A 14504-nucleotide genomic window follows, 5' to 3' on the forward strand; every position below is an offset into this window, starting at 1 on the left:
GTCCGGGAAGGACCGATCCCGGATGGTCGATCGATTCTTGCAAAGACATCATTCGTATGATGAACTTCTGACAGTCGACTTCACTGGTGCCGGTTCCACGGCGCCGCGGTTCGTTCCGGCGTGGCTGCCCGGCCGCGCCTGCTGCCGGCGGCGACTCCTGCTCAGCGCCGACATCCGCGCAGCGTCGAACCGTCAGATCTGGACCATCGCCACACCACACCACCCCCGTTCAGGTAAGGAGACCTCCGTGTCCGTACCCTCAGTTCCCGCTGCCTGGCGGCGGGTGCTGGTCGGAGCCGCGACGGCGGCCTTGACCACCGTGGCCACCGCTGCCGTGGTGACCAGCTCGGCCGTCCCCGCGCTCGCGGCCACCACCACCCTGTACGCCTCCCCCTCGGGCAGCGGCACCGCGTGCACCGCCGCCGCGCCGTGTTCCCTGCCCGGCGCGCAGACCGCGGTCCGATCCCGCACCGGTTCGATGTCCGGCGACATCGTCGTCGAGCTGGCCGACGGGGTGTACCGGCTCACCTCCCCGCTCCGGCTGACGGCCGCCGACTCCGGCACGAACGGCTACCGGGTGATGTGGCAGGCGGCCCCGTCGGCCCGTCCCGTGATCAGCGGAGCCCGCGCGGTCACCGGCTGGTCCCTCGTCGACGCCGGGAAGAACATCTGGCGGGCCAACGTCGGCGCCGGCGTCGACAGCCGGCAGCTCTACGTCAACGGCGCCATCGCCACCCGGGCCCGCACCCAGGTCAACCGGGCCGATTTCACCGCGGACAGCACCGGCATGAGGTTCACCAACAGTGCGTTGAACTACCTGAACAACCTGGCCAACGAGAACCGGATCCAGATGGAGAGCGTCAACTCCTTCACCGACCGGTACGTCTCGGTGCAGAGCATCGGTGGAAACCTGATCACGATGCAGCAGCCCGGTTGGAGCAACAACAACTTCGGGTACGACACCTTCACCAGCCCACACCGGGCGGGTCCGCTCTACCTGAGCAACGCCTACGAGTTCCTGGACGCGGCCGGGGAGTGGTATCTCGACCCGGCGAGCGGCGCCCTGTCGTACATCCCGCTGGGCGGCCAGAACATGAGCAACGTCAGTGTGGAACTGCCGACGCTCCAGTCCCTGGTGAACGTCGGGGGCAGCTACGACGCGCCGGCCCACCACATGACCTTCAGCGGAATCACCTTCACCGGCACGAGCTGGCTCGGGCCCAGCAGCAACCAGGGCTACGTGGACCAGCAGACCGGTGCCTACATCGCGGGCAACTGGAGCTGGCCCAGCTTCACCTCCTGCCACAACGGCTGTCCGCAGTTCGAGGCCACCCGGCCGAACTGGCTCCAGTCGCCCGCCGCCGTGCAGGTCTCCGCCGCCAACAACATCACCTTCACCGACTCCCAGTTCGTCAACCTGGGCCAGACGGCCATCGGCATCGGCAACGACTCCACCGCCCACACCAGCGGGGTCGGCCTCGGCGCCAGCAACATCACCGTCACCAGGTCCGAGATCGCCCGCAACTCGGCCGGCGGCATCATCGTCGGCGGCGTGCGCGCGGACGCACACCACCCCGGCGACCAGCGGATGGTCAACCGGGACATCACCATCAGCAACAACCGGCTGCACGATCTCGGCGTGGAACACCGGGGCATCGTGTCGGTGCTGACCACCTACGTCACCAACGCCACCGTCTCGTACAACGAGGTCTACAACATGCCGTACACCGGGATGTCCATGGGGTACGGCTGGGGTGCCAACGACGCGGGCGGGAGCAACCACTACGCCGACCGGGGGCTGTACAACTACCAGCCGCGGTACTCGACGCCGACGACCGCGTCGAACAACCGGCTGATCGGCAACTACGTGCACGACGTGATGCAGCAGATGAACGACGGCGGATGCGTCTACACGCTGTCGGCGAACCAGGGCGGGTTGATCAGCGACAACTACTGCCTGCGGACCAACGGCTACTTCGGGATCTACTTCGACGAGGGCTCACGGTACTGGAGCGCCAGGAACAACGTCTTCTCGAACACCGGTACCTGGGCCACCGCCAACTACTGGTTCGCCGAGAACATGGGCAACTTCACCGTCACCAACAACTGGTCGACCAACGGCAGCACCAACGTCACCAACGGCGACCGGGGCAACGTCGTCTCCGGCAACGTCACGGTGACGGGCGGCAACTGGCCCTCGGGCGCCCAGGCCGTGATGACGGCGGCCGGGCCGCAGAGTGGCAGTGGCAGTGGCAGTGGCCAGCAGAACGTGCAGATCGTCGGGGGTCAGTCCGGCCGCTGTCTCGAGATCGGCGGGTCGAGTACGACCAACGGCACCCAGGCGCAGCTCTGGGACTGCCACGGCGGGACGAACCAGCGGTGGACGTACACCGCCGGCAAGCAGTTGACGGTGTACGGCAACAAGTGCCTGGACGCCTCCGGCGCGGGGGCCAGCAACGGCACGCTGGCGATCATCTGGGACTGCAACAGTCAGGCCAACCAGCAATGGAATGTCAACGCCGACGGCACCGTCACCGGCGTGCAGTCCGGACTGTGTCTCGACGCGAGCGGCAACGGCACCGCGAACGGCACGAAAGTCCACCTCTGGGCCTGTCACAGCGGCACCAACCAGCAATGGAACCTGCGCAACTGACACCTCGGGAGTGTGGGGCCGCGCCGGGGTGCGGTCCCACACCCCCCACCCACCGGGGAACGGCGGTCGTCGCCAACGGCGTAAGGCACACGCCGGCCAGCAGGGTTGACGAGACGAGCCTGGTCGTCGCCGCACAGGCCGGCGACCGGCGGGCGCTCGACGAACTCTTCGCGGCGTACCTGCCGCTGGTGTACACCGTCGTGCGCCGGGCGCTGGGCGGGCTTCCCGACGTCGACGACGTCGTGCAGGAGACCATGTTGCGCGCCCTGCGGGCGCTGTGGGCGCTGCGCTCTCCGGAAAGCTTCGGGCCGTGGCTGCTGACGATCGCGACGCGCCAGGTCAGCACCCACCTCCACCGGCGGCAGGCTGACGCCGAGCGGACCGCCCCCCTCGACGAGGTGACCGACGCACCGGACGTCGACGCCGAGGGGCTGGCCCTGCTTCGCGTGGAGCTGTCCAGCCAGCGCGGGCAGGTGGTACGGGCCAGTCACTGGCTGGACCGGCACGACCGAACCCTGCTGTCACTGTGGTGGCTGGAGACCGCGGGGCGGCTGACCAGGGCCGCCCTCGCGGCGGCCCTGGCAACGAGCGTGGCTCAGGCCGGGGTACGGGTCCAGCGTATGCGCCACCAACTGGAGCTGAGCCGGTCGCTCGTCGCCGCGTTGGAGGCGCGTCCCGGGTGCGCACAGCTGAATGCGGTGCTGGAGGGTTGGGACGGCGTACCGAGCCCGCTGTGGCGGAAGCGCATCACGCGGCACACCCGGTCGTGTCCGGTCTGCCCGAGCGGCGAGCAACCGGTTTCCCTCGAGCGGCTCATCGTCGGTCTCGCGCTGCTTCCCGTTCCGCTGGCGCTGCCGGCCGAGGTGCTCGGCCGGGGCCCGCGCACGGGTGCGCGGGCCCCGGTTGCTGGTTAGCGGTAGCTGACGGAGGCGATGTTGGCCTGTACGGCATTCTCGGTCGCGTCCGTCGGATAGCCGGCGACCATGGCACCCTCGTAGAAGGTGCCGGCGCTGAGGTTCGCACCCCCGTTGGGTTTGCAGCAGTCTCCGCCGCTGCCCAGGATGATGGCGCCCTGCTTCTTCATGGGGCTGTACCCGGCCGGCAGCGCGCCGTCCCACAGGGTCGTCAGGCCGCCGGACTGTGCGTCGGCGCCCTTGAGCGCGAATCTCGTGGTGCCGTTGTTCTTGAGCATGGCGGTGACGAACTTGCTGGTGAAGGCACGCTGGTTGGGGTTCCAGGTCTGGCTGCCGCCGGAGAAGAGTCCCCACTCGAGGTCGGCCTGGACCCATGGCCCGCGCCCCGAGCAGCCGCCGAACCAGCATTGGGTGCTGAAGTTGATGGCGTCCATGGCCCCGGCGGCGTCGGCGGTACGGGTGGTTTCGCTGTTTCCGTAGTCGAAGCAGCAGCCGCCGTTGACGTGGGTGCCGCTGGTGACCATGTACATGCCCTCGGGAGCGGCGCCGGTGGGGACACCGGTCAGGTGGCCGTCCCGCCAGTAGCTGTTCCCGGGATTGATGTAGAGCGAGTACGCCTTGTTGCCGCTGACCGTCAGGGATTCGCTGGTGGCGCTGGCCGGGCTGCTCTGTGGCGACCCGGGCACGACGGCGGACCCCTGGTACCACAGGTCGTTGCCGCGTCCGGACTGGTCGAACACGACGGTGACGACGCAGGAGGTGCCGGCACAGAACGAGTCCTGGGCGGCCGCGTTGGCGTACCCGCCGGCCGAGAGTACGCCGATGTTCCGGGTGGTGTTGTCGGAGGCGCGGCGGACCTGGTAAAGGCTGCCGTTGTAGGCACGGTAGAGCCCGCGTACGGTGCTGTGTGCGGCGACGCAGGGCGTGCCACCTGCGGCGTAGATGTCGCAGGGCGGGTCGGTGGCGCCGGGAGTCGGCGTGACGCTGCCCACGCGCACGAGCAGCCACTGCTGGTTGGTCCCGCCGTGGTCGGCGTACTGGACGACCCTGCCACCGTCGGCGGTCGAGGCGTTCAGCACCTCGACGGCCTTGCCGCTGTGCCGGTTGAGGAGGCGGACGTGTCCACCGTCCGAGTCCGCGAGCCGGAACTGCTGGTTGGTGCCGTTGAGGTCGGTCCACTGCACGATGTCGGTGCCGTCGGCGGTCGACCAGTTGTAGTCGTCGAGAACCTTGCCGGAGTGCCGGTTCTGTAGGCGGTAGTAGCCCGCGCCGGAGTCGAGGAAGCGCCACTGCTGGTTGTTCCCGTCGTGGCGGGTCCACTGCACGACGGCGGCGCCGTTGTCGGTGGCGAGGCCGTAGTCGTCCATCGCCTTGCCGCTCGCGCGGTTGACCAGCACGTACCAGGCGTTGGTGTCGACGGTCGCGGCGGCGGCGGGGGTGCCGCCGACGACGATCGCGATGGCGGCCAGGAATAGAACGATCGCGGTGGCCGCTGCCGTCGGACGGCGCCTTCGGTGCGGTGCCCGGCGCCGCGGGTGCTGTGCGTTGGTGCTCATCTGACCTCCTTGAACGCGGAGCGGCCCGATGTCCCGGCGCGGAGGTGCTGCGCCTGTCGGGAGCGGAACGCACCGGTGCGGTGGATCGGGGGCGTGGGTCGGTCGTGCGGCCGGCCGTGACGTCGCTGGGCCACCCGCTCCCGGTGCCCAGCGCACGTCCACCGGCCGCTCTGTCACCGGCCCCACAGCCGCCAGGTCTGGTTGCGAGGGCTGCCCTGACCCGGCGGAATGCAGGTCCATTGGTGGATCGGGGCTCGCGGTGCGGTGGAGACGGTGCTCACGTCGACGCACTTGCCGCTGTGCCGGGCCACGAGTTGGTAGTCGTGTGGGTCGTTTCCGGAGTAGGTGACCCTGCGGAGGGCGAACTGCTGGTTCAGGCCGCTGGTGCAGGTCCACTGGTGGACGGCGGCACCGTCGGCGGTGGAGACGCCGGACACGTCCAGGCACTTGCCGCTCTGCCGGTTGACGACCGTGTAGGTGTCGGCCACGCCGGCGACCGGCCGGAAGTTCCACAGCTGCTGGTCGCCGCCCTCGCAGTGGAACTGCTGTTGGACGTTGCCGTCGGTGGTGCTGCGGTTGGGGTTGTCCAGGCACTGCTGGGAGTGCTGTGCGACGGCAACCGAATCGAAGGCGGTGTCCGACGGCGGCAACAGGGTGATGGTGAAGCTGTCGTTGACGGCGCTGTGCGGAAGGTTGACGGTGGTGCTGTTGTTCGACAGCGTGACCACGGAGTTCTGGATGGTCACCGGTCCCTGGACGGCCCCGCCGCCGTTGTCGGGGATCCGTTGCACGTGCACCCGGACCTGGTTGTTCTGTACGACGCCGCTGGTGGTGTCCAGGCGTTGCAGGTTGACGGCGATGTTGCCGGTGGTCCTGCCACCGCCGACGAGGATCTTGGCCGTGCCGGTGTCCTTGGTGGCGAAGGCGTCGTAGTTGGCGCTGGGGGTCACCGCGACGACCTGGCCGGTCTGCGAGCCGTAGAAGCGGTAGGCCCACCATTCGCCCTTGGGCACGTGCTGCCCGGCGGAGTTGCGTAGCACCAGGTTGCCGAGATGGTCGTGCAGGTTGTTGCCGCCGGCCCAGTTGGCCCGCAGTCCGTCGGCACCGGCGCGTTCGAGACGGGCGATGTACCACGCGCCGTCGGCGGGGTTCTGCTCGTCGGGCGCGCCGTATTCGTTGATCTGGTAGGGACGCGGGTGCGGGATGCCGCGCGGGTCGAGGGTGGCGTTGGCGGCGGCCACGTTGGCCACCGGGTCGCCCGGGAGGGAGTGCCAACTGATGATGTCCGGGACGACGTTGTTGGCGCGGACGTAGTCCAGGTACTGGTTCCAGAACGCGTGCGTGGTGGACGGGACGCAGGCGCAGCTGGGCCCGACGATCAGGCCGCCGGGGAACGCCGCGCGGATGCGCTGGTAGCTGCGGCGCCACAGCTCGAAGTACTGGGCCTGGGGGCGGTTCCAGAAGAGGGTGATGTTGGGCTCGTTCCAGATGTCCCACTGCACCGTGATGCCGGCCGCCCGGACGTCGTTGATCACCCGGGTGAGGAAGTTGTCGTAGTCGGTCCAGTTGCCGTTGTCACCGGGGAACCGGGAGATCGGGTAACCGTCCGCGCCCCACAGGTCGTGGGGAAGCAGGATGAACTGGCCGCCGAGCGCGATGGTGCGGCGGGCCTGTGCGACGGTGGCGTTCCAGCGGCGCTCGTAGCCACCGTTGACCCAGCCGCCCGGCGAGGCGAGCTGGGCGCCGCCGGCTCGCATGTACCGGAACTTGACGTCCCGGTAGAAGTGGTCGGCGGGGCCGGAGGCGTCCTCGGTCATGCCGTAGATCCAGCCGGACGCCCGGTAGGTGGGAGCTCCGCCGGCAGCGGCGAAGTTGACGGTAATCGATTCGTCGGCGGCCTGCGCCGGGGGTACGGCGACGATGGCCACTGCGGCGATCATCAGCAGGCCGACGGCGGCTCGCGCCAGTACGCGGGGGCGTCCCACGGCAATGCTGAACCTGGTTTTCACTGACGGCTCCTCGGGTGGGGGCTCCGAACGGAACTCGGTTGTGAATCGATTCGCTCGGCAGCGTAGGTCGCCATCGATGGATGTGTCAATGGTGTAACAGGGCTGTGGCGCTGCGGTTTCGTCTCGTCGGACGGTAGGTGTGCGGGTGTCCTTGACCGATGGCCTGCGCCGGTCCTATCTTCGAGCGAACCGATTCGGCGAATCGGTTCGCTGGCGGTACGGGCGGGAGGCCGACCGCCGACCGGCGGCTTCACATGATCGACGGCCTCGCGTGGGTCACCTCGAAGATCGACATTAGTGAGGCATCACATGACGACATCCACTTTCCCGCTACGTGTGGTCGGTGCCGCCGTGGCGGCGGTCGCGGTCGTGGTCGCCGCCACCGCCTGCTCGTCCGCCGACGACAACCCGGGCGAAGGATCCGGCGGCGGCACGTACGCCATCTGGGATCCGTACCCGCAGTTCACCGACGACTCCGCGTGGGTCAAGCTGCTCGAGAGTTGCGGCACGTCGGCGGGGGTGACGGTCGAGCGGACCGGCTACGACACCACCGACCTGACCAACAAGGCGCTGCTGGCGGCGCAGCAGGACAACTCGCCGGACGTGCTGATCATCGACAATCCGGTGATCTCGACGCTGGCGCAGGCCGGTGCGCTCACCACGACCGAGGAGAACAAGCTGGACACCTCGGCGATGGAGCCGAACCTGCTCGGCGCCGGCCAGGTCGACGGCAAGACCTACGGGGTTCCGATCGGCGCCAACACCCTCGCCCTGTACTACAACAAGGACCTGCTGGCCAAGGCGGGCGTGGACGTGGCGTCGGTGCGCGACTGGGCGTCCCTGACCGGGGCGCTGGCCAAGGTGAAGGGGGCCGGAAAGAAGGGCATCACCTTCTCCGCGATCGGCACCGAGGAGGGCAGCTTCCAGTTCCTACCCTGGTTCTGGGGATCGGGGGCCCAGTTGACCGCGCTGGACTCGCCGCAGGCGGTCGCCGCGCTGGCCCTGTGGGCGGACTGGCTGGGGCAGGGCTACGCGCCGAACTCGGTCATCAACAACACCCAGACCACCAGCTGGCAGGAGTTCGCCAGCGGCGACTACGCGTTCAGCGAGAACGGCACGTGGCAGCTCGCCAACGCGGAGAAGCTCGACTTCGAGTACGGCGTCATCCCGATCCCGGCCAGCTCCGGCGGCACCGCACCGGCTCCCACCGGCGGCGAGTTCGTCTCCATCCCCGTGCAGGGCGACACCGGGCGCTACGCCGCGTCCCAGAAGCTGGTCGCCTGCCTGACCAGCGCGGACAACCTGCTCACCACCGACACCACCCTGTCGTACATCGCACCGGTGGCGGCCGTGCAGGCCAAGCAGGTCGCCGCCGACGCCAAGCTGACGGTCTGGGTCGACGCGGTCAAGGCCGCCAAGGGTCGCACCGGCGACAACCTCGGCACCAAGTACCCGAAGATCTCCGAGCCGCTGTGGAACGCGGTGCAGGCCGCGCTCAGCGGCGCCAAGAAGCCCCAGGAAGCCCTGTCCGCCGCCCAGGCCTCGGCCGCCGGTGCGATCAGGTAGCGGCTCGGGACGCGACGGCATGAACACCGCGACCAGGTCACCGGGGCGGTCGGCCGAGCGCGCCGCGGGTGGGGAGGCGCTCGCCGCCCCACCCGGGCGTCCAGGACCGGGGAGCCGGCGCACCCGCCGGATCGACGGGCGACTGGCGGCGTGGGCGTTCCTCGCCCCGGTGACCCTCTACCTGGTGGCCTTCTACGCCTACCCGCTCTACCGCAACGTCGAGCTGAGCCTGCGCGAGTACACGGTCCGGTCGTTCGTCCAGGGCGGTGCCCCGTTCGCGGGGCTGGACAACTACCGGCAGGTGCTGACCGACCCGGCGTTCGGCCCCGCGCTCTGGCACACGGTGGTGTTCACGGTGGCGTCGCTGGCCTTCCAGTTCAGCATCGGCCTGGCGCTCGCCGTCTTCTTCCACCAGCACTTTCCGCTGTCCCGCACGCTGCGGGCGCTGTTCCTCGTACCGTGGCTCCTGCCGCTGATCGTGTCGGCGTCGACCTGGTCGTGGATGCTCAACAGCGACGCAGGCGTGGTCAACGCCGCGCTCGGCACGCTCGGCGTCGAGCCGGTCAACTGGCTCACCTCACCGCGCTGGTCGCTGGTGTCGGTGGTCATTGCCAACATCTGGATCGGTATCCCGTTCAACCTGGTGCTGCTCTACAGCGGCCTGCAGTCGATCCCGGGCACGGTGTACGAGGCGGCGGCGCTCGACGGCGCGACCGGCTGGCACCGGTTCTGGCGGATCACGTTCCCGCTGCTGCGACCGGTATCGGCGATCACGCTGCTACTCGGCTCGATCTACACGCTGAAGGTCTTCGACATCATCTGGATCATGACCAGGGGCGGCCCGACCGACTCCTCCACCACGTTCGCCACCTGGTCGTACCGGCTGGGGTTCGGCAGCCTGCTGCCGTCGTTCGGACCGGGCGCGGCCGTCGGCAACCTGCTCATCGTCATGGCGCTCGTCGCCGGGCTGGTCTACCTCCGGGTCCAGCGGAGGCAACAGCTGTCATGACCACCACGCCCCGACGCAACCGGTGGAAGACAGCGGTGGGTCTGGTCCTGACCGCGCTGATGCTGTTCCCCGTCTACTGGATGATCAACGTCTCGTTCACCCGGGACCAGGACATGCGCGCCAGTCCGCCGAGCCTGTTCCCGATCGGCGGCACCCTCGACGGATATCGCGCCGTGCTCGACCAGCAACTGCCCTACCTGGGCACCAGCCTCCTGGTGGGGCTCGGTACGGTACTGCTGACCGTGGTCGTGTCCGCCCCGGCCGGCTACGCCCTCGCGAAGCTGCGGCCGGTCGGTGGCGGCGCGTTCAATTTCGTCCTCCTGATCGCGCAGATGATCCCCGGCATCATCATGGCGATGGGCTTCTACGCCATCTACCTCAACCTGGGTGTGCTGAATTCCGTCTTCGGGCTGATCCTGGCCGACTCGACGCTCGCGGTGCCGTTCGGCGTACTGATCTTCACCGCGTTCATGTCCGGGATACCGCGGGAGCTGATGCAGGCCGCCGTCGTCGACGGCGCCGGTCCGCTGCGTACCTTCTGGTCGGTGGTGCTGCCGGTCAGCCGCAACTCGATCGTGACCGTGTCGCTGTTCGCCTTCCTGTGGGCCTGGTCCGACTTCGTCTTCGCGTCCACCCTCGACGGAGGTGGCGACCACCAGCCGATCACGCTCGGCATCTACCAGTACATCGGCAACAACAACCAGCAGTGGAACGCCATCATGGCCACCGCTGTCGTGGCATCCATTCCCGCCACCGTCCTGCTGGTCCTGGCCCAGCGGTACGTCGCCGCCGGTGTCACCGCCGGCGCCGTCAAGGACTGATCCACCGTGTACCCAGAAAGGCAGCCGCCACCCATGACCGTCGCCCCGTCCGGTCCGACGTTCGCCATCCAGGACATCCCGTTCAGCCATCGGGGATCCTGGCTCGACATCTCCCCGGTGGTAGCCGAGAACACGTACGCCGACGACCTGCACCTGGTCTCACACCAGACCGGCCTGCACCCCGTCCTGCGGCTGCGTCCCTCGGCCACCGCCACCGTGGTCGCCACCCCGGCGCTGCTGGCCTGGCGGCACGACCACGGCCGGGTCGAGATCGTCTACGAGAGCCCGGACACCCTCCGGCTGCGCGGCCACGGGCTCGGCATGCGGATCGCCGCCGCCAACCCGACCCTCACACCCTTCAGCGGTACCTACCTCTACCGTGATCCGGTCGACGGCGCACATGTCTTCACGTCCTACGAGACCGGCCGTCGCTACCGCCTCACCCTGCTGTCCGGAGAACTCGAAGAGGCCAGCGGTGTACAGGCACTGGGCACCGCCGACCGGTGCCTGACCCTGCCGGCCGGGCAGCCGTGGGAGGCCGCCATCGAGGAGTACCGGACCGCCCGGCCCTCGTACTCCAGCACCGTGCCGTTCGACCAACTCCACCGGGATGCGGCCGCCGCCTTCGCCGAGTTCGTCGACGCGGTGGCACCGTGGCGCGGCTCGGAGACCCCGGCCGCGGAACTGGCGGCCTACGTGCTGTGGTCGGCCACCGTCGACCCTGCCGGCTTCGTCACCCGACCGGCCGTGCTGATGTCCAAACACTGGATGGACAAGGTCTGGAGCTGGGACCACTGCTTCAACGCCATCGCCCTGGCCGTCGGCGAGCCCGAACTGGCCTGGAACCAGTTCCAGCTGCCGTTCGACCACCAGGACCCCGCCGGCGCCCTGCCGGATTCGGTGACCCATTCCGAGGTGCTCTACAACTACGTCAAGCCGCCGATCCACGGCTGGGCACTGCGGCAACTGCGGCGGCGCCTCGACCCGCCGGTGGACCGCGCACAGCTTGCCGAGACCTACGAACGGCTGGCCCGCTGGACCGACTTCTGGCTACAGGCGCGTCGGGTCCCCGGCCACGAGCTGCCGCACTACCAGCACGGCAACGACAGTGGCTGGGACAACGCCACCACCTTCGACGGCGGCCAGGTCATCGAGACGGCGGACCTCGCGGCCTTCCTGGTCCTACAACTGCGCTGCCTGGCCGACCTGGCCACCGAACTCGGCCAGCCCGCCAGCAGGTGGGCACGGACCGCCGACCGGATCCAGACCGCCGTGCTCGACCAGCTGTGGAACGGCAAACGGTTCGACGTGCGCAGCACGCAGACCGGCGTACGACGGACCAGCACCAGCCTACTCGACCTCATGCCGATCGTCCTCGGCGCCGACCTGCCGGCGCCGGTCGCCACGGCGCTCACCCGCGGCATCGAGTCGCACCTGACGGCGCACGGCCTGGCCACCGAGCCGGTCGACTCCGGACACTATGCCGCCGACGGCTACTGGCGCGGCCCGATCTGGGCACCATCCACCGTGCTCATCGAGGACGGCCTGCGCCGCGCCGGCCACACCGCCCTCGCCGACGACGTCAGTCGACGCTTCCGGGCCCTGTGCGAGAAGTCCGGCTTCGCGGAGAACTTCGACGCCGAGACCGGCGCCGGCCTGCGTGACCGGGCCTACACCTGGACCGCCAGCAGCTATCTCATCCTCGCCGCCGCCCACGAACAGCGGCGGTCGGCCGACGCGTAGGAGCTGGTACCGGGAGGCGCGTCCCCACCCGCGCGGGTGGGGACGTGGATCCGCGTCGCCGGGACCTCGCGATCGAGGCGAATCCGAGTCGTGTCGGTCGACCGCGCCGGGCGCGGCGGGGCCCGGGCGCGGTCAGCGACGCGGCGCGGGGCCGGTGCTGGAGCGCAGCGAGATCGGCGGGCTGTACAGCCGATGGCCCGGCGGCGTCCGTGGCGCCGTGATGCCTTCCAGAAGCAGTGCGACGGCTTCGGTGCCCATGTCGACGATGGGCACGTCGGCGGCGGTCATCGGCGGACGGAACTCCTCGGCCCAATGGCGTGCGGCGACTCCGGTGACGGAGAAGTCGCGGGGGAGCACGAGCCCGGCCGCTTGGAGCGCCCGCTGCATGCCGGGCAGGGCGGCCTCGTTGATCGTGGCGATCGCGGTGACGTCGGGATGCGCGGCCAGGAGCTGCTCCACGCACGCCTCGCCCGCGGGGGCGTCGTCGCCGCAGCAGACGTCGACGCCGGTCAGCCCTCGCTCGGCAACGGCCGTGGAGAAACCGGCCAAGGCACGATGACCGGGTCCGTAGCCTGCGGCGACCAACTCGGCGGACCGATTCACCAGCGCAACGCGCCGATGGCCGAGGTCGGCCAGGTGGTTGACACACCGGGCGATCAGACCGGCGTAGTCGACGTCCACCCAGCCCATGCCATGCGGCTCCGCCGTTCGGCCGATGGTGACGAACGGCAGCCGGCTCTGCCGCAGTCGGGCCACCCGGTCGTCCTCGAGCCGGATCTCCATCAGGATCACGCCGTCGACCCGGCGTCCGCTGACGATCCGCTCGAACGACCGGTCATGGTCACCGCCGGACGGCGACAGCAGTACGTCCAGATCAGCCCGCGCGGCCGCCTCCACGACGCTGGCGACGAATCCCAACTGCATGTCGGTCAGCCGCTGGCTCGCCGGGGGAATCACCAGGCCGAGGGTGTGGGTGCGCCCCTCCCGCAGGGCTCGCGCGTTGGCGTTGGGGCGATAGTCCAGCTCGTCGATGACGGCCTGGATCCGGCTCCGGGTCGCCTCCGACACCGGACGCTTGCCACTCAGCACGTACGACACGGTGCTCCGGGACACGCCCGCCCGCTGGGCGATCTCCCCGATGTTCATCGCACCCCCGTGGTCGAATCGGTTCTCCAGCAGCGTAGGAGCCGGACCGGCGCCCCGTCAACGGCCCGCAGTACCGGTCAGACCGGCAGCTGGGGCCATCGAGCGGCAGGCGAAGCGTGCACGGTCCGGTGCCCTTCCGGGTCATCGACGTCGGCCTCCGGCTGCTTCGAATCGATTCCTGATGCGAGACAGTGCGACCATATGTGTTCGGTTCCCATAACAGAAAACTGCTGTGGTTTTGTGCTTCCGCCATTTGGGGACCGCCACCGGAAAAGTGTTATCGACCGTGTGCGTCAAGGGTCCGCGCCCGAAGTGAATCGCGCGGCCGATCGGATTTTTATGTTGCGTTCCCGGGTACCTCTTGAAGGCTGCGAAACAATCTGGCAATCTCCATACGTCGATGTGAGCGCTCTTCTGTCGCCTGTCCCTACTGCCTTGGACTAGGAGGGTAGAGCGTGTTAGCGCTCACAAGTAGGTGGCAGCGGACCCTGCCCCGGTAACGATGTCGAAAGGTTACGGACCGATGAGCGAGCTCGGATATTCGACCAGACCTCCCGGGCGACGATGGTGGACGAGAGTGCTGCTGGCGCTGCTGGCGACCGGGTTGTTCGGGGCCGGTATGGCACTGCATTCGGCCGGTCCGGCCAGCGCCGGCACCACGTTGGGTGCCTCGGCGGCGGAGAAGGGTCGCTACTTCGGCGCGGCCGTCGCGGCCGGCAGGATGGGCGACACCACGTACATGACGATCCTGAACCGCGAGTTCAACAGCGTCACCGCCGAGAACGAGATGAAGTGGGACGCGACCGAGCCGCAACAGGGCCGGTTCAGCTACACGAACGCGGACCGGATCGTCAACCACGCCCGGTCGCAGGGGATGTCGGTACGCGGCCACACCCTGCTGTGGCACGCACAGCAGCCAGGTTGGGCGCAGGGCATGTCCGGCAGCGCGCTGCGCAGCGCGGCGATGAACCATGTCACCCAGGTCGCCACCTACTACCGCGGCAAAATCCACACCTGGGATGTGGTCAACGAGGCGTTCGCCGACGGCGGCGGTGGCGGGCGGCGGGACTCCAACCTGCAACGCACC

10 protein-coding genes are annotated in these 14504 nt (G+C 69.1%); 7 read left to right on the forward strand and 3 right to left on the reverse strand.

All coding sequences use genetic code 11. The features are described from left to right. Positions 1 to 247: 247 nt before the first annotated feature. Both ACFP2T_RS45595 and ACFP2T_RS45600 read left to right on the forward strand, forming a co-directional pair. Positions 248 to 2653 carry a ricin-type beta-trefoil lectin domain protein gene (locus ACFP2T_RS45595; protein ID WP_377433685.1) on the forward strand — a complete coding sequence of 802 codons (2406 nt, stop codon included), beginning with the start codon at positions 248 to 250 and terminating at the stop codon, positions 2651 to 2653. Beyond that, on the forward strand, positions 2635 to 3567 hold the full coding sequence (locus ACFP2T_RS45600) for an RNA polymerase sigma factor (RefSeq protein WP_377433688.1): 933 nt from the start codon (positions 2635 to 2637) through the stop codon (positions 3565 to 3567). The genes ACFP2T_RS45595 and ACFP2T_RS45600 overlap by 19 nt, the downstream gene beginning before the upstream one ends. Here the strand turns inward: ACFP2T_RS45600 and ACFP2T_RS45605 are convergent. Further along, positions 3564 to 5123 carry an arabinofuranosidase catalytic domain-containing protein gene (locus ACFP2T_RS45605; protein WP_377433690.1) on the reverse strand — a complete coding sequence of 520 codons (1560 nt, stop codon included), beginning with the start codon at positions 5121 to 5123 and terminating at the stop codon, positions 3564 to 3566. The genes ACFP2T_RS45600 and ACFP2T_RS45605 overlap by 4 nt on opposite strands. A 173-nt stretch (positions 5124 to 5296) precedes the next feature. Further along, the gene (locus ACFP2T_RS45610; RefSeq protein ID WP_377433692.1) at positions 5297 to 7132 is read right to left on the reverse strand and encodes an RICIN domain-containing protein; all 1836 of its coding nucleotides are present in this window, start codon (positions 7130 to 7132) and stop codon (positions 5297 to 5299) included. Between the two features lie 309 nt (positions 7133 to 7441). On the opposite strand from ACFP2T_RS45610, the gene ACFP2T_RS45615 reads away from it, so the two are divergent. The 4 genes from ACFP2T_RS45615 to ACFP2T_RS45630 are packed head-to-tail and all read left to right on the forward strand — an operon-like array spanning position 7442 to position 12271. Continuing rightward, entirely contained in the window at positions 7442 to 8698 is a 1257-nt protein-coding gene (locus ACFP2T_RS45615) for a sugar ABC transporter substrate-binding protein (protein WP_377433694.1), read from the forward strand. 19 nt (positions 8699 to 8717) lie between these two features. Beyond that, positions 8718 to 9707, forward strand: coding sequence for a carbohydrate ABC transporter permease (locus ACFP2T_RS45620; RefSeq protein ID WP_377433697.1), 990 nt, complete (start codon positions 8718 to 8720; stop codon positions 9705 to 9707). Continuing rightward, complete coding sequence (locus tag ACFP2T_RS45625; RefSeq protein ID WP_377433699.1) at positions 9704 to 10528, forward strand: carbohydrate ABC transporter permease; 825 nt, start codon at positions 9704 to 9706, stop codon at positions 10526 to 10528. The genes ACFP2T_RS45620 and ACFP2T_RS45625 overlap by 4 nt, the downstream gene beginning before the upstream one ends. A gap of 33 nt (positions 10529 to 10561) precedes the next feature. Then, positions 10562 to 12271, forward strand: a complete 1710-nt coding sequence (locus ACFP2T_RS45630) for an amylo-alpha-1,6-glucosidase (RefSeq protein WP_377433700.1) — start codon at positions 10562 to 10564, stop codon at positions 12269 to 12271. Between the two features lie 132 nt (positions 12272 to 12403). On the opposite strand, the gene ACFP2T_RS45635 is transcribed toward ACFP2T_RS45630, so the two are convergent. Beyond that, entirely contained in the window at positions 12404 to 13417 is a 1014-nt protein-coding gene (locus ACFP2T_RS45635) for a LacI family DNA-binding transcriptional regulator (RefSeq protein ID WP_377433703.1), read from the reverse strand. Positions 13418 to 14036: 619 nt separating this feature from the next. Here ACFP2T_RS45635 and ACFP2T_RS45640 point away from each other — a divergent pair. Beyond that, on the forward strand, positions 14037 to 14504 hold a 468-nt coding region (locus tag ACFP2T_RS45640), incomplete at its 3' end, for an endo-1,4-beta-xylanase (RefSeq protein ID WP_377433707.1).

The sequence above is a fragment of the Plantactinospora solaniradicis genome, assembly GCF_042658085.1.
GTDB classification, from domain to species: Bacteria; Actinomycetota; Actinomycetes; order Mycobacteriales; family Micromonosporaceae; genus Plantactinospora; species Plantactinospora solaniradicis.

Coding starts and splice junctions, on each gene's coding strand:
- ACFP2T_RS45600 (WP_377433688.1), top strand. CDS start 2,635: ATGGAACCTGCGCAACTGACACCTCGGGAGTGTGGGGCCGCGCCGGGG.
- ACFP2T_RS45630 (WP_377433700.1), top strand. CDS start 10,562: ATGACCGTCGCCCCGTCCGGTCCGACGTTCGCCATCCAGGACATCCCG.
- ACFP2T_RS45635 (WP_377433703.1), bottom strand. CDS start 13,417: ATGAACATCGGGGAGATCGCCCAGCGGGCGGGCGTGTCCCGGAGCACC.
- ACFP2T_RS45605 (WP_377433690.1), bottom strand. CDS start 5,123: ATGAGCACCAACGCACAGCACCCGCGGCGCCGGGCACCGCACCGAAGG.
- ACFP2T_RS45620 (WP_377433697.1), top strand. CDS start 8,718: ATGAACACCGCGACCAGGTCACCGGGGCGGTCGGCCGAGCGCGCCGCG.
- ACFP2T_RS45625 (WP_377433699.1), top strand. CDS start 9,704: ATGACCACCACGCCCCGACGCAACCGGTGGAAGACAGCGGTGGGTCTG.
- ACFP2T_RS45615 (WP_377433694.1), top strand. CDS start 7,442: ATGACGACATCCACTTTCCCGCTACGTGTGGTCGGTGCCGCCGTGGCG.